Origin of the sequence: Rudanella lutea DSM 19387 (assembly GCF_000383955.1) — a bacterium.
GTDB classification, from domain to species: Bacteria; Bacteroidota; Bacteroidia; order Cytophagales; family Spirosomataceae; genus Rudanella; species Rudanella lutea.
The window spans coordinates 2,440,090-2,463,848 of sequence record NZ_KB913013.1 but is presented as its reverse complement, the minus strand read 5'-3'; the positions used below and the strand labels follow the sequence as shown (position 1 = coordinate 2,463,848).

Annotated in this window: 21 protein-coding genes; 15 read left to right on the top strand and 6 right to left on the bottom strand. The window is 55.7% G+C overall.

Features of this window, described 5'->3' with window-relative positions; genetic code table 11:
- Positions 1–106: 106 nt before the first annotated feature.
- Both RUDLU_RS0110210 and RUDLU_RS0110205 read right to left on the bottom strand, forming a co-directional pair.
- Positions 107–1,057 carry an alpha/beta hydrolase gene (locus tag RUDLU_RS0110210; RefSeq protein WP_044130200.1) on the bottom strand — a complete coding sequence of 317 codons (951 nt, stop codon included), beginning with the start codon at positions 1,055–1,057 and terminating at the stop codon, positions 107–109.
- A gap of 156 nt (positions 1,058–1,213) precedes the next feature.
- On the bottom strand, positions 1,214–2,236 hold the full coding sequence (locus RUDLU_RS0110205; RefSeq protein WP_019988277.1) for a hypothetical protein: 1,023 nt from the start codon (positions 2,234–2,236) through the stop codon (positions 1,214–1,216).
- 155 nt (positions 2,237–2,391) lie between these two features.
- Here RUDLU_RS0110205 and RUDLU_RS0110200 point away from each other — a divergent pair, with 155 nt between their 5' ends.
- On the top strand, positions 2,392–3,936 hold the full coding sequence (locus tag RUDLU_RS0110200; protein WP_169578037.1) for an FG-GAP repeat domain-containing protein: 1,545 nt from the start codon (positions 2,392–2,394) through the stop codon (positions 3,934–3,936).
- Here the strand turns inward: RUDLU_RS0110200 and RUDLU_RS0110195 are convergent.
- Positions 3,930–4,580, bottom strand: a complete 651-nt coding sequence (locus RUDLU_RS0110195) for an oxidoreductase (protein WP_019988275.1) — start codon at positions 4,578–4,580, stop codon at positions 3,930–3,932. The two genes, RUDLU_RS0110200 and RUDLU_RS0110195, sit on opposite strands and share 7 nt — an antisense overlap.
- An 82-nt stretch (positions 4,581–4,662) precedes the next feature.
- On the opposite strand from RUDLU_RS0110195, the gene RUDLU_RS0110190 reads away from it, so the two are divergent.
- Together RUDLU_RS0110190 and RUDLU_RS0110185 are read left to right on the top strand one after the other, a co-directional pair.
- The gene (locus RUDLU_RS0110190) at positions 4,663–7,161 is read left to right on the top strand and encodes a TonB-dependent receptor plug domain-containing protein (RefSeq protein WP_019988274.1); all 2,499 of its coding nucleotides are present in this window, start codon (positions 4,663–4,665) and stop codon (positions 7,159–7,161) included.
- A gap of 98 nt (positions 7,162–7,259) precedes the next feature.
- On the top strand, positions 7,260–7,799 hold the full coding sequence (locus RUDLU_RS0110185; RefSeq protein WP_019988273.1) for a hypothetical protein: 540 nt from the start codon (positions 7,260–7,262) through the stop codon (positions 7,797–7,799).
- Between the two features lie 91 nt (positions 7,800–7,890).
- On the opposite strand, the gene RUDLU_RS0110180 is transcribed toward RUDLU_RS0110185, so the two are convergent.
- Positions 7,891–10,164, bottom strand: a complete 2,274-nt coding sequence (locus tag RUDLU_RS0110180; protein ID WP_019988272.1) for a carbohydrate binding family 9 domain-containing protein — start codon at positions 10,162–10,164, stop codon at positions 7,891–7,893.
- 109 nt (positions 10,165–10,273) lie between these two features.
- Here RUDLU_RS0110180 and RUDLU_RS0110175 point away from each other — a divergent pair, with 109 nt between their 5' ends.
- The 3 genes from RUDLU_RS0110175 to rodA all read left to right on the top strand — a co-directional run bounded on the left by RUDLU_RS0110175 (position 10,274) and on the right by rodA (position 14,798).
- Positions 10,274–11,290, top strand: a complete 1,017-nt coding sequence (locus tag RUDLU_RS0110175; RefSeq protein WP_027302934.1) for an SMP-30/gluconolactonase/LRE family protein — start codon at positions 10,274–10,276, stop codon at positions 11,288–11,290.
- 133 nt (positions 11,291–11,423) lie between these two features.
- Positions 11,424–13,373 carry a penicillin-binding transpeptidase domain-containing protein gene (locus tag RUDLU_RS0110170; RefSeq protein ID WP_019988270.1) on the top strand — a complete coding sequence of 650 codons (1,950 nt, stop codon included), beginning with the start codon at positions 11,424–11,426 and terminating at the stop codon, positions 13,371–13,373.
- A 147-nt stretch (positions 13,374–13,520) separates the two neighbouring features.
- Positions 13,521–14,798 (top strand): rod shape-determining protein RodA, encoded by a 1,278-nt coding sequence (gene rodA / locus RUDLU_RS0110165; RefSeq protein ID WP_019988269.1) that lies wholly within the window; start codon positions 13,521–13,523, stop codon positions 14,796–14,798.
- 125 nt (positions 14,799–14,923) lie between these two features.
- Here the strand turns inward: rodA and RUDLU_RS0110160 are convergent, their stop codons facing one another.
- Positions 14,924–15,301, bottom strand: a complete 378-nt coding sequence (locus tag RUDLU_RS0110160) for a DUF423 domain-containing protein (RefSeq protein WP_019988268.1) — start codon at positions 15,299–15,301, stop codon at positions 14,924–14,926.
- Positions 15,298–15,960, bottom strand: coding sequence for a YggS family pyridoxal phosphate-dependent enzyme (locus tag RUDLU_RS0110155; protein ID WP_019988267.1), 663 nt, complete (start codon positions 15,958–15,960; stop codon positions 15,298–15,300). The genes RUDLU_RS0110160 and RUDLU_RS0110155 overlap by 4 nt, the downstream gene beginning before the upstream one ends.
- Positions 15,961–16,222: 262 nt before the next feature.
- Here RUDLU_RS0110155 and RUDLU_RS0110150 point away from each other — a divergent pair, with 262 nt between their 5' ends.
- From RUDLU_RS0110150 to RUDLU_RS0110110, 9 genes are all read left to right on the top strand, one after another.
- Positions 16,223–17,164, top strand: coding sequence for a TMF family protein (locus tag RUDLU_RS0110150; protein WP_019988266.1), 942 nt, complete (start codon positions 16,223–16,225; stop codon positions 17,162–17,164).
- Positions 17,165–17,291: 127 nt separating this feature from the next.
- Positions 17,292–17,663, top strand: coding sequence for a 30S ribosomal protein S6 (rpsF, locus tag RUDLU_RS0110145; protein WP_019988265.1), 372 nt, complete (start codon positions 17,292–17,294; stop codon positions 17,661–17,663).
- Between the two features lie 2 nt (positions 17,664–17,665).
- Positions 17,666–17,917: a 30S ribosomal protein S18 gene (gene rpsR, locus RUDLU_RS0110140; RefSeq protein ID WP_019988264.1), complete on the top strand. Its 252-nt coding sequence runs from the start codon at positions 17,666–17,668 to the stop codon at positions 17,915–17,917.
- Between the two features lie 110 nt (positions 17,918–18,027).
- Positions 18,028–18,471 carry a 50S ribosomal protein L9 gene (gene rplI, locus RUDLU_RS0110135; protein WP_019988263.1) on the top strand — a complete coding sequence of 148 codons (444 nt, stop codon included), beginning with the start codon at positions 18,028–18,030 and terminating at the stop codon, positions 18,469–18,471.
- A 93-nt stretch (positions 18,472–18,564) separates the two neighbouring features.
- A complete protein-coding gene (locus tag RUDLU_RS0110130) occupies positions 18,565–19,224 on the top strand; it encodes a Uma2 family endonuclease (protein ID WP_027302933.1) in 660 nt (219 codons plus the stop codon).
- A 79-nt stretch (positions 19,225–19,303) separates the two neighbouring features.
- The gene (locus RUDLU_RS0110125; protein WP_019988261.1) at positions 19,304–20,305 is read left to right on the top strand and encodes a GSCFA domain-containing protein; all 1,002 of its coding nucleotides are present in this window, start codon (positions 19,304–19,306) and stop codon (positions 20,303–20,305) included.
- Between the two features lie 91 nt (positions 20,306–20,396).
- Positions 20,397–21,506, top strand: a complete 1,110-nt coding sequence (locus RUDLU_RS0110120; protein ID WP_027302932.1) for an Mrp/NBP35 family ATP-binding protein — start codon at positions 20,397–20,399, stop codon at positions 21,504–21,506.
- Between the two features lie 55 nt (positions 21,507–21,561).
- Positions 21,562–21,828 carry a NifU family protein gene (locus RUDLU_RS0110115; RefSeq protein WP_019988259.1) on the top strand — a complete coding sequence of 89 codons (267 nt, stop codon included), beginning with the start codon at positions 21,562–21,564 and terminating at the stop codon, positions 21,826–21,828.
- A 151-nt stretch (positions 21,829–21,979) separates the two neighbouring features.
- Positions 21,980–23,623: a D-alanine--D-alanine ligase family protein gene (locus tag RUDLU_RS0110110; RefSeq protein WP_019988258.1), complete on the top strand. Its 1,644-nt coding sequence runs from the start codon at positions 21,980–21,982 to the stop codon at positions 23,621–23,623.
- The last annotated feature ends 136 nt before the right edge of the window (positions 23,624–23,759 follow it).

Here is a 23,759-nt window from a genome sequence, read left to right as displayed (position 1 = left end):
GCTGGCCCACCAGCCGGGTGGGGGTTGGCCGGGTACAGATGCAACCGCCCGGCCCCAAACCCGCTGCAATTTGGAGAATTGTTCGCTGTTTCGGTGCCATCGGGCCTTAATTCACAAACCCGGCGGCTATAAATTTCAGGGCGTCGGGCAAACTCGCCCGCCAGTATTCCCAGGTATGCGCCCCGTTGCGAACCCGGTATTCGTGCGGGATCTGCCGATTGGTCAGCTCGATATGCAGCATGGCGTTACCGGCCGACAGGGCGTCATCGTCGCCACAATCAATGAACCAGCGAACCCGTTTCAGGTCGCCCTCCGGTGCCGACCGGGCCAATGTAATGGGGCTGTTGCGTTTCCAGGTGGTTGTCAGGCGGTCTTGCCCCGTAGCTGGCCCGCTGAACACCGGCGCAAACACGGTCGAGTAGCGTTCGTCGGGGATGGCGGTAAACATCTCGTCGGTGCGGGCCGACGCGCTCAGGGCCGCGCTCGCGCCAAACAGGTCGGGGTGGTGCATGGCGAGCACCAGTGCCCCGAGCCCCCCCATCGACAGGCCCGCAATGCCCCGAAAATCGCGTTTGGGGCGGGTTCGGAACGTGGAGTCGATATGGGCAATAAATTCCTGCACAAACATATCCTCGTAGCGTACCTTGTTCTGGTAATCGTTGATGTACCAGCTACTGCCGCCGTTGGGCATCACAATAATCATGGGCGGCAGCTCGCCCGACCGAATCCCAGCGTCGGCCACCTGATCGACACCACCAAACTGAATCCAGCCCGTTTCGTCGTCGCCATACCCATGCAGCAGATACACCACCGGGTAGCGCCGGTTAGAGGTGTAATAATCGGGGGGCAGGTACACTGAGTAGCGCACGGCCTGATTGAGCAGCGTGCTGTTGAAGTTTATGCTCTCGATAAGGCGCGTTTGCGGAGCCGTAACCACCGGAATCGGGCCGTTATTGGCGGCTGATGGCTGGGTGGTTCGGCGCCGGTTCTGGGCGTCGGCGGTAGTCAGAAAGGCCATAAACAGGCCCCAGAGCAGGAAAACGCGATAGGTTGGCATAGCCGCAGGGAATAGTTTATTGGTTTGGGCGTAGTATCGGTCGGTAAGGCAGTACAGAACAACCTCGAACCTCCCAGGAAAAATCCGGCCGGGGTAGAGGGTGTTCATTCATAAACGATCTGTGTGGGCTTCGTTGTCTGGGAAGGTCAATAATAGTTAGTGCAGTCCCCCCACTTCGAGGCTTGTCCAGACCAAATCACCCATGGTTTGCGCCCGCAAAAACTCGCGCGAGCGGTGATGCCGGGCCAATGACTCCCGCAGCTGGCCTACGTTTTCGGGCGTTGAGATGGGGTCGGGGCGCATGGCGGTCATCAGGTCGTTGAAACGGGTTTTCTCGACCCGTAGCCGCCCCGCAATCAGCGACCGCTCTTCAATCTGATACTGCCGTACACTCTCAGGGGTCATGTACTTCATGCCGAGCTCGATAATGGGGCGATTCTGAATGTAATACTGGGGCAGATACACCGATTTGCGCCCTTCGTACGATTGCTGATCGAAGTCGATAGCCCGAATCCGGTAATACACCTCGTCGAAGTCGGGGGTCACATCGACCACAAAATTGCTCGAATGCATATCGCCCAGCAGCCGCACAAAGCAACGTTCGTTAAACTTCACAAACTCTTTGCAGAGTCGGATGGGGTTAGTGGCGGGGTCGTATAGGTCGCGGTCGAAAAAACCGTCGCCCGGAATCCCGGCAATGTGTTCTTCAATGAGTGTTTGGCTGCTGGTGAGGTAGCTGATGCGGTTGGGCGACAGAATGTGCTCCAGTTCGAGCCCGTACACCCGCGAGGCATCGGCCCGTTTGATGTAGAAATAGTCGAAGTTGTCGTTTACCTGGTTACGCACCCGAATCCGAAACGGCTTGGTATTGCCGTAGGTGCAGAGGTCGACCCGGTCGATGGTGAGGTGGCCCGTCACCGACATGTCGCCGTCGGCTTTCAGCTCGGCGTAAATGGTTTTAAGGGCCAGCAGAATCTCATCGACGTCGGAGGCTGGATAAAACACCGTTTCCCAGAGGGTATCGTGGCCGCTGCGGTCGTAGAGCGAGATGGAGTTATCGTACCGCAGCAGATCGGAATACTGAATTGGCAGGGCCAGTTCGCGGCTGTACTGAACGAGGTAATCACGTAGGGCGTCGCCTATACGATATACCGGTTTTTTCTTGCTGATGAGTGGCATGAAGGGGGTAGAGTTTGGGGTTTAGGGTTTTTCGTTTTTGGTTTGTGGTGCAAAAAAGTTTCGCCTAACAGACCCACCCAATTGGGGCGTAGTTTGCCGTTTTTGGCCTGCTGAAGATGACAGACGAAACCACCAAAAATTGTCTATTTTTTTACATGAAGGTAAGTTTCAATATCCAACTAATTGGTTTCTGGCTCGTTGGGGCGGCCATGCTCGTGTGGGCGCCCGCTGGTTGCACCCGTACCCAACCCACCGGCGAAGAACTGGCCGTAGCCTATTGCGGCAGTTGCCACCTCTACACCGACCCGAGTGTTCTGGACAAAGATACGTGGCAAAACGGCGTACTGCCCCAGATGGCCCTCCGAATGGGTTACCTCTCCGATACGGCATCGGTAGGCCGTTACGGCGCGCAGGTCGAAGAGCTGAACGAGGGCATCCGGTTGGGCTATTACCCCGCCCAGCCAACCATCTCGCGCGAAAACTGGCTCAAAATTGTCGATTTCTACCTGACCAAAGCCCCGGCCAAACTCACGCTGCCCAACCCGGCGGCTCCGGCCGGGCTGAGCCTGTTTACGCCCAAAGTGCCTAAACAGCCCCTACCGCCTTTTACCACGTTTGTTCGCATCGATTCGATGAGCCGCTCGCTGCGGGTGGGTAACCGCCGGGGCGACCTTATTACGCTCGATGCCGGGCTTGCCCGCACCGACTCCATGCACCTGCCCAGCCCGCCCTCCGATGCCGTGCGTGTGCCCGGCCGGTCCGACTATGCGTACCTGCTCATGGGCATCATGGACCCCAACGACCGGGCCGTGGGTAAACTCTGGCTGGGAGGTAAAGCCGTGGTCGATACACTCCGCCGACCCGTGCAGCTGACCACTGCCGACCTTGACCGCAACGGTAAACCCGACTGGATTGTGTCGGAGTTTGGGCATAACGTGGGCCGGTTGAGTGCCTACCTCAACGAAGGAAATACGTACCGCGAGGTGGTGCTCGATGCGGTACCCGGCGCCCGCCGGACACTCGTGCGCGACATTGATAACGACGGGTGGCCCGATGTGGTGGCCTTGCTCGCGCAGGGCGACGAACAGATCGCTGTGTTTTATAATGACCGCAACGGCCGGTTTCGCAAAGAGACCGTGTTGCGAATGCCGCCGGTGTACGGCTCGTCGTACGTCGAACTGGTGGATATGAACCGCGACGGCCACCTCGATCTGGTGTGTACCAACGGCGACAATGCCGACTACTCAAAAGTACACAAGCCCTTTCACGGTATTCGGGTGTACCTGAACGACGGGAAGTTTGGTTTCAGGAAAGAAGCCATGTTCTATCCCATGCCGGGTGCCCAGCAGGTGGTGGCCCGCGATTTTGACCGCGATGGCGACGTGGACCTGGCGGCTATTTCGTTTTTTCCGGTGCTCGACGATACCGGCAAGAAACCCGCTCAGGTATTTGTGTACCTCGAAAATACGGGTAATCTGACGTTTAAGCCCCGTACCTGGCCCGGTGCCGATACGGGCCGGTGGCTGGTGATGGATGCCGGCGATATGGACGGCGATGGCGACGACGACATTGTGCTGGGATCGTTTTACAAGTCGGTGTCGCCCACGCCCGTGTACTGGGCCGATAGCTGGGCCAAAGCACAAACGGGTGTGGTGGTCTTGGAAAATACGTTGCGGAAAGCCGCCCACCCAGTTCAGTAAGCCTGCATGGCGGCCGAGTCGAACACATGCAGTCCGGTGAGGCCATTTTGGGCGGTGCTACACATGGCCCGGGCTACTTTTTCACCAGCAATAGCTTTATACTTCGAGGGGATCAGCGGGTTCAACGTCCTCATGACCCCCTCGCCAATTTTTTCGCCCAGCCGGGCTTCCGTACGGTCGCCGAGCAGGAGTGAGGGCCGGTAAATAAGCAGCGTCGGGTAGCCCAGCTTAGCCAGGTCGCGCTCAACCTCACCTTTGACCCGGTTGTAAAAAAACAGCGAGCTCACATCGGCCCCCATCGCCGTCACAATAGAAAACTGCCGGGCGCCCTGCTCGCGCCCAAGCCGGGCAATGGTCATGGGGTAGTCATAGTCGACTCGCCGGAATGCCTCTTTCGAACCTGCCTGTTTCATGGTGGTGCCGAGGCAGCAAAAAATATCGTCGGCCTGCGTGAGCAAACCGTTCGGGTGGTCGAAGTCAAATTGTATTTCCTGAAGACGGGGGTGCTGGAAACTGAACGGCTTACGAACCAGTATTTTAACGCGCTCGTAATAGCCCGACTGGCAGAGCTGTTGCGTGAGATGAGTACCGATCAGCCCCGTAGCCCCAATGACTAACGCTGTTTTAGATGAAGAGGAAGTCATATCGGGTTACTGTTTTTTGGCTAAATTATAGGCGATAATTTTTATACAAACCCATTCCCCCTAAAACCTACTCTATATCCACATGTTTAGGACTTTACCTGTTCGGGTCATTTTTCTTTGTATTTGTGTAAGTGTAACTGCATTTCGTTGGGTCGACGAAGCGTTTGTGAACACCCTGATTGAAAAGCTGAAGGCGTACAACGGGCAGTACCCGCGCGAAAAAGTGTATCTGCAAACCGACCGCGACGTGTATGTGCCCGGCGAGACAATCTGGCTCAAGGGGTATCTGTTCGATGGAATCCTGCACAACGTAGACTCGGTGAGCCGGGTGCTGTACGTCGACCTGATCGATGCCCGGAAAAGCGAGGTAGTGCAACAGATCAAACTGAAAGCCAGTGGGGGGCAGGCACCCGGCCAACTGGCCCTGCCCGATTCGCTCCCGACCGGCACCTACCTCCTGCACGCCTACACGAGCTGGATGCGCAACTTTCCGGCTGAGTACTATTTCTCCAAAACGCTGACCCTCATCCGGTCCGACAACAAGCCAACGACGGCAAACGCGGCCGGGCCCAATCTCAAGCCGGATGTGCAGTTTTTGCCCGAAGGTGGTAATCTGGTGTTGGGGCTGTCGGGGCGGGTGGGCTTCAAAGCGGTCAGCACAACGGGTAAGGGGCTCGATGTGGAGGGCTTCGTGCTCAATACCGCCAAAGATACCGTGATGGGGTTTTCGAGCCTGCACCGGGGTATGGGCAATTTTGCGCTACAGCCTGAGCCTAACCAGACCTACACGGCGTTTGTGCGGGCCGTCGGCGATCCGGCCAAAACGTACTACCCGTATCTGCTGCCCGTGGTGCAGCCCCTTGGATTTGTGATGACTGTCGACAACCTCAGCAACCCCAACGTAGTAAAGGTGTTTGTGCAGCATAACAAAACCGTACCGCCTGATGCGGCTGCCGGGCGCATTACGCTCGTAGCCCAGACCCGGGGTGTGGTGGTCCATGCGGCCGAGGGGCCGTTGAGCCGAAAATCGCTCCTGATTCAGATTCCGCGCGATAAACTGCCCGACGGGATTACGCAACTGACCTTATTCGATGAAAAAAATACGCCCGTGTGCGAACGGCTTATTTTCATTGATCGGCGCGACCGGCTGCGGGTGGCCCTTACACCCACCAAAGCGACCGTGCGGCCCCGCGAGGCTGTTGAGGTCGACGTGACCGTGACCGACCCCGACGGTAAGCCCGCCCAGGCAACCCTGTCGTTGGCCGCTACCGACCTCAATATGGCTCCCTCGATGGTGAGTAACCCGGCCTCGATTGTGTCGCACCTGCTGCTCACCTCCGATCTGGTCGGAACGGTGGAAGAACCGGGCCTGTACACCGACGAAGCCAACCCAGACCGGGCTATGCAGGCCGATCAGCTGATGATGACGCAGGGCTGGCGTCGGTTCACCTGGACCGACGTGCTGGCGGGTACGATTCCCCCCATTCGGTACCCGCTCGAAGAAGGAATTACGCTGACGGGGCAGATCAGCCGTGCCAATAGCAAACCCGCCGAAAAGGCAAACCTGATGTTTATGCTCGCCAAAAAAGACAGTACCCGCGAGGTGCTGATGGGACAGGCCGACGAGAAAGGCCGTTTCGTGACGGGCGGCCTCGACCTGTACGATTCTACCGGTGTGTTTATTCAGGCCTTGGGCGAACGAGGCAACAATCGGGGGTATCTGATAACGCTCGATCAGGTGCTCAAACCAACGGTACGGATCACTAAGGTGCCTTATAACCCGTTTTTGCTTGGCCCCGACGCCATTGAGGAGTTTCTGAAACGTACCAACGAGTATTTGGAGATTGAGCGGCAGATTTGGCGCAACAAGGAGGTGCTGCTGGAAGCCGTAACCGTGAAGGCCAAACGCGAGAAACCCGATTCGCGCCGGATGCTGTATTCGACCCCCGACCGCACGGTGAAATTCGACGATATGAACCGGAGCGGGGCTCTGACGTTTCTGGACGTGGTGCGGAGCCGAGTGCCCGGCGTGCAGGTGACGGGTTCGGGGTTCGATGCCCGCGTGCAGATTCGGGGGGCGGCTAACTTTAGTGGCCCCATTGAACCCGCGTTTTTCTTAGACGGTATGCCGATCAGCAAAGATGCGGTGATTAATATTCCGGTTTCCGACATCGAAGCCGTTGATGTATTAACGGGCGGAGGGGCCACCATTATGGCGGGCTCCAACGGGGCTGGTGGGGTTATCAATGTATTGACCCGGCGTGGCTCGCCCGATTATGATTACAGCAAAACGCCAACTCCCGGCACGCTCGCTACCCGCCTGATGGGCTACACCCCCGTGCGGGAGTTCTACGCCCCCAGGTACGACAACGCGGCCCGGCCGCGGGCGGCCGATGGCGGGTCCCGTCCTGATTTCCGGGCGACGCTGCACTGGGCCCCAATGGTGAAGACCGGCCCCGATGGGAAAGCGCGCGTGACCTTCTATGCCTCCGACGCCAAAACGAAACTCCGGCTCGTAGCTGAAGGCGCTACGTTGAGCGGCAAAGTCGGGACGAGTAAGGTAGAGGTAAGGGTTGAGTAAGCAGGCGTATTGGGGGAGGATCTTTTTCTGCCCCGTTAAACCTTTTTCGGCAAGCCTTATCCAACCGGCAGATTTGACCAGTAAACAACAAATCCGCCATGAACTACACACGCTTATTTTCGGTACTTGCCTTCGGTCTGATCACACTCACGACCGTTTCGGCCCAAACCCCCACCGACGCCCCCGCGCAGTCGTATCACCGCAATCCTAATTCGTACGGGCAACCCCCGTATGGCCGACCCGATTACCGGGATAGGGACTGGGATCGCGACCGCGACTATGGCTATGACCGGGGCTACTACGGCGACGATTGGCGTCGGCGAAACTGGGATGGTTACGGACCCGATGCGTTTCAGTTCGATCACGAGTTTTGGCGCGGGCGCTGGCGCGATGAGCTGGACCTGAACCGGGCCCAACGGCGCGAAATGGAGCGGATCGACGCCTATTACGACCGCTTCCGGGTGAACCCGCGCGACCCCCGTTTCCGGCAGATGCAACGGCAGAAATTCGGCGATATGCTGAGTGTGATGACGCCCCGTCAGCGGGCTATCGTACTCAATCGGGTGCAGCCCTACCGGGATCAGTACGGCAACCGGGGCAACGGGCCGTATCGTCGGCCGGGGTATCCGGGCTATTGAAAATAACCGCTACGGCGGCTTGCGTGCCCAATCTCACCAATCATGACAAGGGCCACTGCATGGAGCAGTGGCCCTTTTGTGTGTTTGTGGCTCAAAACTGCTTCAGATAGCTCAGTTTAGCAATCACATGCTGTTCGTTCTGCCGCGTGATACCGTCCTGAACCCGCCGATTGAATACCACGTACAGAAACGACAACGGGCGGTACTCCCACGATAACCGAATATTGTACGTGTCGCGGGCACCCAGCCGCTGCCGGTTGGTGATGTTTTGCTGGTAAAAACCAATCAGTTGCAGGCGTGGGTTCAGGGCAAGCCGCCCTTCTATCGAGTATAGATCGACCACCGTATTGGACAGGTTTTCGCCGACTTCATGAAACCGGTTGCCCACCCAGCGACCTGCCAACGACAGGTTGGGGAGCGGAGCGTACCGCACTGCCAGATCGAATGTGCCCAGCCGACCGTTGTAGTAGCGGCCCAGCTCATAGTTGGTCGATACCGACAGTTTGCGCGAGGCATCGCTGCCAAGGTACATCTGGTAGCGGGTGTAATTGTACACACCCGGCCCAATCCGCACGCCAAGAGGGACAAATTCTTCCGTCAGGTGTTGCTGGGTAGGCGTCACGACCACCCCGAAAAAGCCCCCGCGCTGAAAGTTAAACCAGACCGGATTGATCACAAACTGGCGTTCGGTGAGCCGCCCGGTTGAGGCCTGATGGTAAAATTCGGCCCAGATCCCCGGTTCAAACGCCCGAATGAGCCGCCGGGCGGGCAGGTACTTGCCCCGGTAGTACCAGAATACCCCCGGCGTGGTAGCGATTACGTCGCTGCGTGATACAAACCCCACGCCCGGATTGAAGTTTTTGGTGACCACCGACTGAGTCCACCAGAATTTTACCTGGTTGGTGGTGTAATAGTACTGCGCGTAGGCGGCCACGCCCCGGTCGCGTCCGTCGGTGGAGGCCGACTGCATCACCATCGTACTGAGCGAGTGTGACTCGTTGATCCGGAAAAACCCGTCGATTGCCCCCACCAGATTCGTCACGCCGGGGCGGGTGGAGTCGGGGCTAAGGGTTAGCTCACTTTGTTGCTTCACGGTCATCAGTCCGCCCAACCGGCTTTGCTTACCAATATTCTGCGAATACCGGCCCACGGCAAAGGTCGTGGTGGGGCTTTGGTCGGTGCCCCGTTGCCGCATGAGCAGCCCTCCGTAGTTGCGTTTGAGCGAGCGGTACACGAGCCGGGCTCCGGCATCAATCGGAATCGGGTTGCCCGCATCGTCGAGGCCAATCCGGCGGCTGAAAAAGGGCTGAATTCGCATAGCCCCGCCCGACAGGTCGTCGCCTGGGCCTACACCCGTGCCGAACAAGCTGGCGTTTTCGAGGAAAAACTGCCGCCGTTCCGGAAAAAACACCGAAAACCGGGTCACGTTGTTTACCTGCCGGTCGGCGTCGGCCTGGGCAAAGTCGGTGTTTACGGTCAGGTCGAGTACGGTGTTGGGGTTGATAGCCCACTTGATTTCGCCCCCCAGCTTCACGGTTTCGTCGTGTAGCGTACGGCTTTGGCCCGAGCCCGGTTCGGTACTGCGGTACCGGTCGAAGGAGGTGAGCAGGTACGGCTGCACCCGAATGTTGGTGGCGGGTGGGGGCGGGGTAAGTCCCGTAACCTGCCCGGCGTAGTCCATACGCAGGGCCGAGAAAGCCCGCGGGTACCGCGACCAGCCCGACTGCTCGTTGGTCATGCGTCGGTTACGGAAAAAATTGATGCCCCAGGTCTGGGTTGAGTCAGCGGTTTTGGGGTAGCGGAGGGTTTGCCACGGAATGGCAAATTCGGCTGTCCAGCCCGAGTCGGTGCGCATGGTTCGTACGCGCCACAGCCCATCCCAGTCGGTATCGTACAGCAAATCGTCGAACGAAAGCAGGTCATGTTGGGTGCCGTAGGGGTTGGTGGCGAGCATCATGGCATTGCGCCGGTCGTTGAACCCGTCGATGGCAATAGCGAAAAAGTCGTGCGCCCGCTGACTGAAGTCGCGCCGAAAATCGGTAGCCCGGATGCTCCGGCGGCCGGCCGAATCGCGGCAAAAAGCCCCTACGTACAGGTATTGGGCGTTGAACAGCACCCGAACCTCGGTATCGTGGGTAGCCCGGTTGCCCTGTACCGGCTCCACCATCACAAAGTTGTTGGCGCGGGTGGCCCGTTGCCAGGCGGCATCGTCGAGCCGCCCGTCTACCCGGATCGGTACAGGTGTTGGCGTGGCTTTCAGGAGTCGCCGAACCGAGTCGGGCGCGAAGATCTGGGCGTCGGTTTGGGCCAGAATCGGGGTTGTAACAAACAGAGTAAGAAGTAAGTAGAGGTAGCGGTAAGCCATACGGTTTGCAAAGCGAGCCGCAAAAGTAAATAACGGAAAACTCACGTTTATACCGTCTTGTCGCTTTCCTGCATGAATTGTGTAAACTTGTACATGAAATGTCACTACCATGAAAACATCGCTTAGCATAGCCCTATTGTTGGGCGCTCTGACTACGGCGCAGGCTCAGCCGTTGCCAACCCTCGGTAAGGTGGTTCGGTTAGACCCCCGGCTGGATAAACTCGTTCCCAAAGACGCGCAGATCGACGTACTCGCGAGTGGATTTACCTGGGCCGAAGGGCCGATTTGGGTGAAGCAGGGCAATTATTTGCTGTTTTCTGATGTGCCCCAGAATACTGTGTTTAAGTGGTCGGAGAAAGAGGGGCTGTCGACGTTCCTCAAACCGTCGGGCTACACCGGCACCGGCGTGTACAGCGACGAACCGGGCTCCAACGGGCTGACCCTCGACGCGCAGGGGCGGCTCGTGCTCTGCGAACATGGCGACCGGCGGGTGTCGGTGATGCCGCTGAGTGGGGGCGGCAAACGCACCGTGGCCGACCACTACGAGGGCAAGCGGTTCAATGCGCCCAACGATGTGGTCGTGCACAGCAATGGGAGCTATTACTTTACCGATCCGCCCTACGGATTGGCTGGCAAAGAAAATGACCCCACCCGCGAAACGCCCCTGTTTGGCGTGTACCGGGCTACCCTGGCCGAAGCCGGTAAACCCGGCCGGGTGTCGTTACTGATCGACGACCTGACCCGCCCCAACGGGATCACGTTCTCGCCCGACGAGAAAACCCTGTACATCGCCCAGTCGGACCCGAACCGGCCCGTTATTATGGCGTACCCCATGCAACCCGATGGCTCGGTCGGGAAAGGGCGGGTGTTTTTCGATGCTTCGGCGTTGCTGAAACAAAACCTGCCCGGCCTGCCCGACGGCCTCAAAACCGACCGCGACGGCAACGTGTGGAGTACAGGCCCCGGTGGGGTGCTCGTGATTGCCCCCGACGGTACGTTGCTGGGTCGAATTGATACCGGGCAGGCTACGGCCAACTGCGGCTGGGGCGACGCCGACGGCCGTACGCTCTACATCACCGCCGACGGGTATCTGTGCCGGATCAGAACGACGGCGCGGGGGTGGTAAGAAGGAGAAGGGAGGAAAGGACAAGGGAGGGAAACGGCGTATTATTATTACGTACTCTTCCTTATCCATTTCTTATGCTCTAACTTTGTAGTGGGTTTGAATCGCGTAGCTCGGATTTCCGGAATTTTGTCTCATGTTAGAGAATCGTAAGTATATCATCATCGGCGCTTTCTGCCTCGTCGGGCTGATATATCTGTCCCGCTTGTTTTATCTCCAGATTTTAGACGACAGTTACTCGCTCGAATCGTCGAACAACTCCATCAAACGGGTCATTGAAATTCCGTACCGGGGACAGGTTTACGATCGAAATGGGAAACTCATTGTGTACAACACGCCCGTGTACGACCTGTACGTGACGCCGAAGCAGGTACGCATTCCGGACACGACGGCCTTTTGCCGGATGATGGAAATGACTCGTGCTGAGTTCGATAGCATCATGAACCTGGCCAAGGAGTACTCGCCCGTGAAGCCGTCGCTGTTTGTTCGTCAGCTTTCCAAAGAAGATTTTGCCCGTATTCAGGATGCCCTCGTCGATTACCGGGGTTTCGAGCCGCGTATGAGCTCCATGCGGACATACCCGGCCCGTACCCTGTCGAATGCGCTCGGGTATGTGTCGGAAATAAGCAAAAAGCAGCTCGAAAATCAGGAGATTCCCTACTACCGGCAGGGCGATTACATTGGCCACAACGGGCTTGAAGAGCAGTACGAAGAGGTGCTGCGCGGAAAGCGGGGGGTCAAGTTTGTGATGCAAAACGTGCGGGGGGTAGCCAAAGGGTCGTTTAAGAATGGCCTGTACGATACGGCCGCCGTTGCCGGTAAAAACCTCTATACCGGCATTGATGTGGAAGTGCAGAAATACGCCGACAGCCTTATGCAGAATCGGATTGGTAGTGTGATTGCGGTGGAACCCTCGACCGGCGAAATTCTGGTGTCAGTATCCGCCCCGACCTACGACCCCAACCTGCTGTCGAGCCGACACTTCTCCAAAAATTACGTCAAGCTGCTGCGTGACCCGTACAAGCCGCTCATCAACCGCCCGATTATGGCGAGTTACCGGCCGGGCTCTACGTTTAAGCTGATTCAGGCCCTGATTGCGCAACAGCAGGGCACGCTCACACCCAATATGGTGTATGGGCATGGTGGGTCGCCGATGCGCTGCCACTGTCATGGTGGTAACAACCTGCGTGGGGCTGTGCGGTTTTCGTGCAACCCGTACTTCTACAACGTGTTCCGCAAGATGATCTACCACAACGGTGAGTCGAATACGTTTAAAGCGTCGGCGATTGGCTTGCGGCAGTGGCACGATGCGGTAGAGAAGTTCGGAATCGGTCAGAAACTGGGTGTCGATTTGCCTACAGAGTTGAAAGGTAGCCTGCCCGATGTTGAAACCTACGACAAGCTGTACCGGGGCAAAAACACCTGGAAGTTTTCGAATATTTACTCGCTCAGTATCGGTGAAGGCGAGTTGCTGGTGAACCCCCTCAAGCTGGTGAATCTGGCGGCTACGATTGCCAACCGAGGCTGGTACATTACGCCACACTACGTAAAAGGCGTTGGCCGGGTGGGTGAGGGCGTGCCGCAGGAGTACCTCAAACGGCACGAAACCGATATTGCGTATCAGCATTACCTGCCCGTGATCGAGGGTATGCGGATGGCCGTTGCGGCTGGTACCGTAAACAAGATGGCCGATATTCCGGGCATTGACCTGTGCGGCAAAACCGGTACGGCCCAGAACAACAAGTTTGGTCACAAGTACGACCACTCTATTTTTATCGGGTTTGCGCCCATGAACAACCCCAAAATTGCCATTGCCGTGTTTGTGGAATACGGCGGCTGGGGTGGGTCAGCGGCTGCTCCGGTGGCGGCTCTCATTGCTGAGCGGTATCTGAAACGTAAAACCGAAGCCACCAAGCTCGACGAGCACGTGAAAAAGCAGTATCTGCTGCCCCCGGTGTCGATGCTGCCGGGCTACAAAGGCCCCAAACAGGCCCCGCAGATCCGTAAGCCCGATTCGATGCGCAAGGATACCGGCCGCAAGGTAGAAAAACTCAAGCCCATGATGGCCAGTAATAGTGGCGAGTAGCAGTGAACAATTAACAACGAACAACCAACAGTGAACAACGTGCAACTAACAGTAAACAGTGAGCAGTTGCAAAACCTGACAGCCAAAACTTGCCGGGCCCATTCTCACAGATCGTTGTTAGTTGCTCGTTGTTCACTGTAAAAAATCATGTCCCGTAACGATCCGTTTTCCCAAAATATAGACCTGCTCACCGTTGCACTGTACATAGGCTGTGTAATGATGGGTTGGTTCAATGTGTACGCTGCGGTGTACAGCCCCGAAGATCAGACGAGCCTGTTCGACTTGTCGACCAATGCCGGTAAACAACTCATGTGGATTGGTACCACCGTGATTCTGGTGATCTGTGTACTGGCCATTCACCACAAGTTTTACGACTCGTTTGCCTATATTTTTTACGGCTTCATGATTCTGATGTTGCTGCTGGTACTCGTTGCTGGTTCCAACATCAACGGGTCGAGGTCGTGGTTTAAATTTGGCGCGTTCTCCATTCAGCCGGCCGAATTTACCAAAGTGGCCACGAGCCTGGCCCTGGCCAAGTACCTCGATGTGCCGGGTATCAACCTGAGTCGCTACAAAGATTTGCTGCCTATTGCGGGAATTATTGGCTTGCCAGCCCTGCTCATTATTGCCTCCAACGAAACGGGGTCTACCCTGGTATTTGCGGCCTTTGTGATTATGCTCTATCGCGAGGGATTGCCGGGCTGGATTCCGGCAGCTGGCATTGCTCTGGCGGCCCTGTTTGTTCTGGCCCTCGTTTTTCCAAAGCTGTATATATTCTTCGGGCTGGTGGCGGTGGCGGTGGCGTTTGCGTTTCTGATGCCCCGTTACAACCGTACAACGCGCAACTTTATCAGCATGGGCGTTGTGATTGCCGGGATGATGGTCTTCGTGACGGGCGTCGACTTCTTCGTGAACAATGTGTTGCAGAAACACCAGCGCAACCGCATCAAGGTGCTCGTAAATCCCAACATCGACCCGTTGGGGGTAGGCTGGAACGTGACACAGGCCAAAATTGCTATTGGGTCAGGACGTTTGCAGGGTAAGGGATTTCTGGAAGGCACCCAGACCAAATTTGACTTTGTACCCGAACAGAGCACCGATTTTATTTTCTGCACGATCGGCGAAGAACACGGCTTTATTGGCAGTGCCGTCGTGATTGCCCTGTTTTTGGGGCTGTTGTCTCGGATTGTGATTTTGGCGGAAAAACAGCGGAGTAAGTTCAACCGGGTGTATGGCTACTGCGTGGCTGGTATTTTCTTTTTCCACTTTATGGTCAATATCGGTATGACCATCGGCCTGATGCCCGTAATTGGTATTCCATTGCCGTTTTTCAGCTACGGCGGATCGTCGTTGTGGTCGTTCTCTATTCTGCTCTTTATTTTCCTCAAGCTCGACTCGCGCCGGGCCGGGATGTTTACACGATGAGTGAAAGAGCGAAAGAGTGAAAGAGTGAAAGAGTGAAAGAGTGAAAGAGTGAAAGAGTGAAAGAGCGAAAGAGTAACGGACGCACGAGTAATACGCGTCAGCCACTCTTTCGCTCTTTCACTCATTTATTTCACGGCCCAGAACAGCAGCGCCCACCCCAGAATCATGAGCACTCCGCCGATAGGCGTGATGGCCCCCAGCCAGGTGATTCCGGAGAAACACAGGATATACAGCGAGCCTGAGAAAATAAGCACTCCACCCAGAAACGACAACCCAGCGTAGTTGAGCCACTTCAGGGCCATTGGATTTTGGCTCATGAGCTGCATCAGTACACCGACCAGCACTAACGCCAACGCATGGTAAAACTGGTATTTAACGGCCGTTTCGAACGTAGCCGCCCGGCCCGTTTCGTCGAGCATTTTGCGTAACGCATGAGCGCCAAAGGCTCCCAGCCCTACGCCCAGCAGGCCCAGCAGAGCCCCGGTTTGAATAAAGAATTTCATCGTGATCCAAAAATAGCACTCCCCACCCGAACCATTGTGCTGCCTTCGGCAATCGCCAGCTCGTAATCACCACTCATTCCCATCGACAGCTCCGAGAAGGCCACGTTGGGCCGTTGAATCGAGGCCAGTTCGTCGTACAGTTTTTTCAGGCTTCTGAACTCCTGTCGTACCTGTTCTTCGTCGTCAGTGTTGGTCGCCAGGCCCATGAGGCCCACCAGCCGCACGTGCGTGAGGGCGTCAAGGTCAGGGCTTTGCAGCAGCGCGCGGGCTTCGGCGGGGTCGAGGCCGAACTTGGTGTCTTCCTGCGCAATAAAAATCTGGAGCAGACAGTCGATCACCCGGTTGTTTTTAGCGGCCTGTTTGTTAATCTCTTTCAGCAACGCCGGGCTATCTACCGAGTGAATCAGGGCTACAAAGGGCGCAATGTATTTCACCTTGTTGCTCTGAAGGTGGCCGATCTGATGCCACCGAATATCGGCCGGGAGCTGCGGGTACTTCTCGACCATCTCCTGTACCCGGTTTTCGCCAAAGTCGCGGCAGCCCGCGTCGTAGGCTTCCTGGAGCATCGGAACGGGTTTGGTTTTCGTTACGGCGATCAGCCGGGCGCGCCCCCGGATCGTTTGTTCGAGCCGGGCGATATTATCCTGAATAGTTGTCATGCGTGAAGTAGCGGAACAAGGCAAAATCCATCGGACAGGGGCTGTACGTACATACGGCAGCCTACTCCTACAAAGAAGAATTAGCAAAGATAGGTTTGAGTTGTGTAGCGAATCGAGTAGTTTTTCGCCAAAATGAGCGTTGGAGAGGGTAAACATCCAGCGTCAAACGTTTGTATTGAATAGGGGAGAGGTCGGTGGTCAGGTCAGGGGTTGTACCTTTGCGCCGGGCCCGATAGTCGCCCTGTTGCTATTTTTAACGCCTATGGAAGCTCGCTCCGAAAAACGAAACAACGGTCGGAATTATCTTATTGCTGCTTTACTGGTACTGGTGGCCCTCAACGTACTCCAGCTCTATTTCTGGTATCAGGAACGGGAGATGGGAAAAACAAAAGATGTTACCATTGCGGCCAAAACCGAGGAGGTATTGGCAACGAAAACCAAGCTGGATTCCATTTCGGCCCAGCTTGATCTGAAAATTACGGAAATTCAGCGGCTGGGCGGCAACGTCGATTCGCTCCTGCGGGTGAAAGATCAACTGGAGGCCGACAAGCGTAACCTCCGCAACGTCAACAACTTCGACAACAAAAAGTATGCACAGCGCGTCAGTCAGTACGAATCACTGCTGGCCCAGAAAGATCAGGAGATTGCCCGGCTTCGGGAGGAGAACGGGGTTTTGGCGGCTCAAAACCGAACCTTGTCGGAAGAGAACGCGGGCCTGCGTGGAGAGCGAGCCGCTCTGTCGGATTCGGTATCGACGTACTCGGTTCGTAACCGCGAGCTGGAGCAAAAAGTCACCATTGCATCGGCCCTCAGGGCGGAGAATATCATGGTCAATTCGCTCAATACGCGGGGCAAGGAGCGTGACGGCGGCAGTTACCGCGCCCGGCAGCTCGATAAAATCAAGGTATCGTTCCGGTTAGCCGAAAACAGCCTGGCGCAGCAAAACGAAAAAACCATTTACATCCGGGTACTCGACCCCAGCGGGGCTATTCTGTCGGATATGGCAACGGGTTCGGGCGAATTTACCTACAACGGTAAGGGTATGATTTATACCGCTGCGCAATCGATCCAGTTCACCAATAGCCGTCAGCAGGTCGATTTTGTGTATGGCCGGGGCAACGGACGCTTCAACGAAGGCCGACACGTGGTGGAGGTGTACGCCGAGGGCTTCAAAATCGGAGAAGGCGAGTTTACGGTGAAATAGTATAAAAGGAGGAAAGCAGGAGAGGGGGAAAGGAGGAAAGGGGACGCAGAATTTTTCTGCCTTCTCCCTTCCTCCTTTCTCCTTTTATTCTTACCTTTGCACCCTCATTTTAAACTGTTTACCAATAATGTTCCCAAAGAACTACGAAACGGTGTTCATTTTAACTCCCGTTTTATCTGAAGCTCAGATGAAGGACGCCGTTGATAAGTTCCGCAAAGTGCTGACCGACAACGGGGCGGAACTTGTTCATGAAGACAACATGGGCCTGCGTAAGCTGGCTTACCCGATCCAGCACAAGAACACGGGTTACTATTATCTGTTTGAGTTCAAGGCTCCCGGTACGATTGTAGCTGCTCTGAACACCGAGTATCTGCGTGATGAGCGCGTACTGCGTCACTTAGTAATTGCGCTCGACAAGCACGCCGTTGACTACAACGAGCGGAAGCGCAAAGGTTTAGTAGGTAAGAAAAAACAAGCTGAAACCGAGGAGGCCAAATAATCATGAGCTTACAGAACGAATCCGTCTCGAAAACCGAGAACCGCAAAAAATACTGCCGCTTCAAGAAGTCAGGCATCAAGTACATCGACTACAAAGACGCAAACTTTTTGCTGAAGCTGCTCAACGAGCAAGGCAAGATTCTGCCCCGGCGTCTGACAGGCACCAGCCTGAAGTACCAGCGCAAAGTGGGTCAGGCCGTAAAGCGGGCCCGCCATATCGCCATCTTACCGTACGTAGCTGATTCACTCAAATAAAAAGTTTGCAGTTTACAGTTTGCAGTTTGCAGTTTTTGGTCGATGCAGATTGGCAAAGCCGCCTTGCACAACTGAAAACTGAAAACTGAAGACTGAAAACTTTCAGAAAAATGGACATCATTCTCAAAACCGATATTGCCGGCCTGGGCTACAAGAACGACATCGTGACGGTGAAGCCGGGCTACGGCCGCAACTACCTGATTCCTCAGGGATATGCGATGATGGCGAGTGAATCAAACAAGAAGATGATCGCCGAAAACATTCGTCAGGCTGCTCACAAAGCTGAAAAGATCAAGAACGACGCACAGGCGTTGGCTGATCAGATCGGCGAGACCGTACTGACGATTCCTGCCAAAGCGGGTGAAAGCGGTAAAATCTTTGGTCGCGTTACAAGCATTCAGATTGCTGATGCCCTGCGCGAAAAAGGATTCGACATCGACCGGAAGAAAATCACCATCGACGATGTGAAGACGCTCGGTACGTATCAGGCGTCGCTTGACCTGCACAAAGAGGTGAAGCACAAAGTAAACGTTGAGGTTGTAGCCGCTGAGTAAGCGACACGCCCACGCGACACCAATAGATACGAGCCCGGCTGCCCTCAGGTAGCCGGGCTTTTTGTGTATATTTGTTTAAATACATCTGCCGATATGGCCTCTCTTCAGTTAGACCAACTTATGGAAGCGCCCAACCTGCCTATTCTGATTGAAGAGGCACAGGCTGCCTTGCGGGCCGAGGCACAGAAACGGCAGATTTTTTACAATACCATTACTGAAGATCAGAAAGCAGAGTTTATCAACGGTGAAGTGATTATGCACTCGCCGGTGAAAGAACGGCACTGGACAGCCGTCGGTAATCTGTACAGGCTTCTGAGTGCGTACGCCATCAAGCATAAACTGGGAAGGGTAGCGTCAGAAAAAGCCATGATTACCTTGACCCGTAACGATTACGAACCTGACATCTGTTTCTGGAAAGCCGAAAAAGCCGACACCTTTACGAGCGAACAGATGCAGTACCCGGCTCCCGACTTTATTGTTGAGGTATTGTCGAAAGGAACCGCCAAGCGCGACCGGGGCGTAAAATTCACGGATTATGCCGCGCATGGTGTAGGCGAATATTGGCTGGTAAACCCCGGTAAACAAACTGTAGAACAATATACGCTCGACCCCGAGATGGAAGAGTATGAGCTGGCTGGTACGTTTGCGGGTGCAGATTTTATAGTGAGTAGACAAATTAGAGACTTCCGCATTCCGGTACAGGCTATGTTCGATGAACGGATTAGTCTAGAGACTCTTATTTCGTTGTTATAAGTCTATAAATCAGAGGTTTGGTTAAGTGAAATAATTGACAAAAACGGACTTTTAGAGACCGTTTTTTTGTTTAAAAAGTATGCACTTTCACACAGAACTTACCCCCGATAAACTGCCCGTTTCGATTGGTCTTCACGACCGGATCGTGACTGTTGGTTCCTGTTTTGCGCAGGTAATGGGCGGGCAATTGACTGACCATAAAATGACCGTGACCAACAACCCGTTTGGTACGGTTTTCAACCCTATTTCCATCAGCAAGCTCCTGACCATGGCCCTGCGGGATCAGATGCCCGACGAGGCCTTGTACGTGCAGCGCGATGGTATCTGGTTTCACCACGATTTTCACTCAAGCCACTGGGCCACTACCCGCGAGGGCCTCAAAAACCGCCTGATGGTGGTACTTGCTGAAACCGCCGACGCCCTCCGGCAGGCCGATTGGCTGTTTCTGACGTTCGGCTCGGCTTTGGTGTACCGGCACCGCGCTACCGATCAGGTAGTGGCCAATTGCCATAAGGTGCCCGGTACGCAATTCGACAAGTATTTGTACCAGCTCGATCATCTGCGGGCCGAATACAACCGGCTGCTGAAAACCCTTCGGAAGCATAATCCCCAGCTGAACGTGCTGCTCACGGTAAGCCCGGTGCGGCACACCCGTGATACCCTGCCGCTCAATTCGGCGAGTAAGGCTACCTTGCGGCTGTTGGCCCACGAGCTGACGGTTTGGCACGAAAGCGTGTATTATTTTCCGAGCTATGAAATCATGCAGGACGACCTCCGCGATTACCGCTTTTACGAGGCCGACCTGATTCATCCCAATGCGCAGGCGCAGGCATACATTTATGAAAAGTTTGCCCAAAGCGCATTTGATGAGGAACTTTGCCGCTTTATCGGGGAGTGGTCGGGGATTCAGAAAGCATTGGCACACCGACCGTTGCAGGGCTATACCGACGCTCACCGGCATTTTCTGGTGCAAACCCTTGCCCGGTTGCAGGCGCTCCCCGCAGGAATTGACGTCTCGGCGGAACTTGCAGACGTGCGCGAGCGGTTGACAAAACACATAATGATGAGTGATGAACGATGAGTAATGCGTGTTGAGCGTGTAGGGCCATTTGTCGGTAAATGGCAAAACAGCCTTGTTCGTCGCTCATCACCTACCATTCATCTCGCCTAACATGTCTGACTACAAGCTATCTAAAGAATCCGTGTTGGAGGCTCTCGGCCACGTCGAAGAGCCGGACCTGAAGCGCGACATTGTGTCGCTGAACATGGTTAAAGATATTGAACTGGGCATTGACCAGGTCATGTTTACGGTCGTACTGACCACCCCCGCCTGCCCGCTGAAAGAAGTGATTCGGAAGCGGTGCGAAGATGCCATTCATACCCACATTGGCCCCACCATCGAGGTGAAAGTCAATATGACCGCCGATGTGACCTCGACCCGGATGGCCGCTCCCGTGTTGCCGGGTGTGAAGAATATCATCGCTGTGGCTTCGGGCAAAGGGGGCGTGGGTAAGTCAACGGTAACGGCCAACCTCGCCGTAGCTCTACACCGCTCGGGCGCTAAAGTCGGTATTATCGATGCCGACATCTACGGCCCGTCGGTGCCGGTGATGTTTGGAGCCGAAGATTTGCAGCCCGGTGTTTCGCAGATCGACGGGAAAAATATGCTTCAACCCATCCAGCAGTATGGTGTGAAGCTCATGTCAATTGGTTTCCTGACCCCACCCGATAGCGCCGTGGTATGGCGTGGGCCGATGGCAAGTCAGGCGTTGCGTCAGTTTTTTGCCGATACCAACTGGGGTGAACTCGATTACCTGCTTATCGACCTGCCGCCCGGCACGAGCGATATTCACCTGACACTGGTGCAAACCGTGCCCGTAACCGGGGCCGTGATTGTAACAACCCCGCAGAAGGTAGCTCTGGCCGACGCCATCAAGGGCTTGGCTATGTTCCGGCAGCCGCAAATCAATGTACCCGTACTGGGTGTTGTCGAAAACATGGCCTGGTTTACCCCGGCCGAATTGCCCACCCATCGGTACCCGATTTTCGGGCAGGGGGGCGGGCAGCAACTGGCCGACAAATTCAGCGTACCCATGCTGGGGCAGATCCCGCTCGTGCAGGGTATCCGCGAAGCCGGCGACGAAGGCCAGCCCGTTGTGATTAGCGGGGAGCCCATTGCAGCTGAGGCTTTCCGGTCGGCGGCCGAGGCCCTGGCGCAACAGGTGGCTATTCGGAACGCCAGCCTCGACCAAACGCAGCGGGTTGAGATTCAGCGGGCGTAATTTTGGCTTTTTCTTCGATGTCCCGTAATTTTACCTATCAACGAGAACCAAACGAATGACGGCGACAAACACCAATGATGAACTGAAGGAACGCGTTGAGCGGGCACTGGACGCTATGCGGCCCTATCTGGAAGCCGATGGCGGAAACGTGAAAGTGCTGGAAGTGACCGACGAGGGCCTGGCCCGGCTCGAATTGCTGGGCTCGTGCGGCTCGTGCCCCATGTCGGCCATGACGTTTAAAGGAGGCCTCGAAGATGCCATTCTGCGGGCTGTTCCCGAAGTAAAGAAAGTAGAAGCTGTAAACATCACAGCGTTTGCATAACGGTTGCGGGTTAGCCCCTTAGCAACCATCCTGACAAAGCCGCTTGTTCGCAACAGGCGGCTTTTTTGTTTCTTTGCGTCAGTTTAGGCGGGCCCCGTTCGGTGGCCCATCAACCGATACCCCATTTTCCCGTTACAACCAGAGCCATACAGTGAGAATCGGAATATTTTTCGGTGGCCCCTCGCGCGAGCGTGAGGTGTCATTTATGGGAGGCCGCACAGCCTACGAAAGCATTGACAAGTCGTTGTTCGAACCCGTGCTGGTGTTTGTCAGCGGCTGGGGGCGGTTTTACAAAGTAGAGCCCGACTTTTTGCAGCAGGAGTCGATCCGCAGTAGCTTGCCTACCCTCGACGGGTTTGCGGTGTATGACGAATCGTTTGAAGACGATATCTTCACCGAAGTCGGTATGGAGGCTATCGAGCCCGATTGGTTCGAAGAGCATTTCGACATGGCGTTTCTGGCCATGCACGGCCCCGACTGCGAAGACGGTGCCATTCAGGGCTTGCTTGAGTGGCACAAAATTCCGTACACCGGGCCGGGGCTGGTTGGCTCGGCTATCGGGATCAACAAGATTTTGCAGAACGAGCTGATTGCCCTCGTGACGGGGCAACAGAAAAAAACGGCGACCATCAGCCGCGACGACTGGGAGCAGACCGATAAAGCCGCCTTTTTTGCTTCACTGGTGGAGCATCTGGGCTTGCCTGTGGTGGTCAAAGCCCCGCATCAGGGCTCGTCGATCGGCGTGTCGATTATCCGGACGTATGATCTGGATGCGTTCTGTGAGGCCGTTGATAAATGCTTCTTTACGGTGAGCATGCCCGCGGGTGTGTGGCTCGATATGAGCGATAAAGACAAGGACAAATACGCGCAGGATATTGCCAATCTGGATTCGGGGATTGGTTACCCGCTGGTGCTAGAAGATACCGGTGATTATATTCTGAGCCCCGTGGAACTTGTGGGTATGCTCGACTCGCTGGCCGAAGAGGCCCCCGACTCAACCATGGTGTTTGCGTCGGTCAATGCCGAAGACGACCTCCTGTTTGAAGAGTTTATTGCCGGGCAGGAGTTTTCGTGCGGGGTCATTCAGGACGACGATGGCACGGCCATTGCGCTCCCGCCCACCGAAATTTATAATGCCGAGGCTTTCGATTTCCAGACCAAGTACAAAACCAACGTAGCCCGGAAGCGGATTCCGGTGGGTACCTCGCTCGAAAACAACCGGCTTATTCAGGAGTCGGTAGCGGCTGTGTTTAAGCGGTTGGGGATTAACGTGTATTCACGGATCGACGGATTCCTGACCCCAGACGACCGGGTGTTGCTGCACGATCCGAATACCATTCCGGGCATGTCGCCGGCCTCGCTTATTTTTAAGCAGATGGCCGAAATCGGGATGAACTTCACCGACTCGCTTACGTACCTGATTCGGCAGTCGTTGCGGGAGCGTATCCGTACGGGCAAAGACACGTTCCGGCTCAAGCAACTCCTGCTCGACCTCGACGACCGGCTCGCCGAGCGGAAAGCCAACCCGGCTCCCGAAAAAACCATTTTGTTTGGCCCGTCGGATGATGCCTGGACCAAAGCCCGCGCCGAATACCACCGTACGGCTGCCTTTGGTGCCGAACGACCCGTACTCGTGTACCAGAAGAGTGCTACCGAAACGCACGAGATTCCGGTGAATCTGCTTTTCAAAGATACCATTGCCGATCTCGATATGGCGTTGACTACGCCCCGGCACCCCCTGCTGGTTGAAACGGCCGAGCGGGCCCGCAGCGTTACAGAACGGTATTTAATGTAGTTGATGGGAACACGGGTTGAACGGATTTGACAGAGGTAAACCGGTTTTTGGACTATTGGAATGAGTCGGGAAATTCGTGTAAATCCGCCAAATCTGTTCAATCCGCGTTCCCATTCCCAGTCGTGTCAGCGGCCTC

Excerpts from the sequence above, each read along its gene's own strand:
- rpsF (WP_019988265.1), top strand. The coding sequence starts at position 17,292 with ATGTTCCCAAAGAACTACGAAACGGTGTTCATTTTAACTCCCGTTTTA.
- rpsR (WP_019988264.1), top strand. The coding sequence starts at position 17,666 with ATGAGCTTACAGAACGAATCCGTCTCGAAAACCGAGAACCGCAAAAAA.
- RUDLU_RS0110210 (WP_044130200.1), bottom strand. The coding sequence starts at position 1,057 with ATGCCAACCTATCGCGTTTTCCTGCTCTGGGGCCTGTTTATGGCCTTT.
- RUDLU_RS0110115 (WP_019988259.1), top strand. The coding sequence starts at position 21,562 with ATGACGGCGACAAACACCAATGATGAACTGAAGGAACGCGTTGAGCGG.
- RUDLU_RS0110130 (WP_027302933.1), top strand. The coding sequence starts at position 18,565 with ATGGCCTCTCTTCAGTTAGACCAACTTATGGAAGCGCCCAACCTGCCT.
- RUDLU_RS0110190 (WP_019988274.1), top strand. The coding sequence starts at position 4,663 with ATGTTTAGGACTTTACCTGTTCGGGTCATTTTTCTTTGTATTTGTGTA.
- RUDLU_RS0110125 (WP_019988261.1), top strand. The coding sequence starts at position 19,304 with ATGCACTTTCACACAGAACTTACCCCCGATAAACTGCCCGTTTCGATT.
- RUDLU_RS0110185 (WP_019988273.1), top strand. The coding sequence starts at position 7,260 with ATGAACTACACACGCTTATTTTCGGTACTTGCCTTCGGTCTGATCACA.
- RUDLU_RS0110155 (WP_019988267.1), bottom strand. The coding sequence starts at position 15,960 with ATGACAACTATTCAGGATAATATCGCCCGGCTCGAACAAACGATCCGG.
- RUDLU_RS0110150 (WP_019988266.1), top strand. The coding sequence starts at position 16,223 with ATGGAAGCTCGCTCCGAAAAACGAAACAACGGTCGGAATTATCTTATT.
- RUDLU_RS0110205 (WP_019988277.1), bottom strand. The coding sequence starts at position 2,236 with ATGCCACTCATCAGCAAGAAAAAACCGGTATATCGTATAGGCGACGCC.
- RUDLU_RS0110120 (WP_027302932.1), top strand. The coding sequence starts at position 20,397 with ATGTCTGACTACAAGCTATCTAAAGAATCCGTGTTGGAGGCTCTCGGC.
- RUDLU_RS0110195 (WP_019988275.1), bottom strand. The coding sequence starts at position 4,580 with ATGACTTCCTCTTCATCTAAAACAGCGTTAGTCATTGGGGCTACGGGG.
- RUDLU_RS0110160 (WP_019988268.1), bottom strand. The coding sequence starts at position 15,301 with ATGAAATTCTTTATTCAAACCGGGGCTCTGCTGGGCCTGCTGGGCGTA.
- rplI (WP_019988263.1), top strand. The coding sequence starts at position 18,028 with ATGGACATCATTCTCAAAACCGATATTGCCGGCCTGGGCTACAAGAAC.
- RUDLU_RS0110170 (WP_019988270.1), top strand. The coding sequence starts at position 11,424 with ATGTTAGAGAATCGTAAGTATATCATCATCGGCGCTTTCTGCCTCGTC.
- RUDLU_RS0110175 (WP_027302934.1), top strand. The coding sequence starts at position 10,274 with ATGAAAACATCGCTTAGCATAGCCCTATTGTTGGGCGCTCTGACTACG.
- RUDLU_RS0110200 (WP_169578037.1), top strand. The coding sequence starts at position 2,392 with ATGAAGGTAAGTTTCAATATCCAACTAATTGGTTTCTGGCTCGTTGGG.
- RUDLU_RS0110180 (WP_019988272.1), bottom strand. The coding sequence starts at position 10,164 with ATGGCTTACCGCTACCTCTACTTACTTCTTACTCTGTTTGTTACAACC.
- rodA (WP_019988269.1), top strand. The coding sequence starts at position 13,521 with ATGTCCCGTAACGATCCGTTTTCCCAAAATATAGACCTGCTCACCGTT.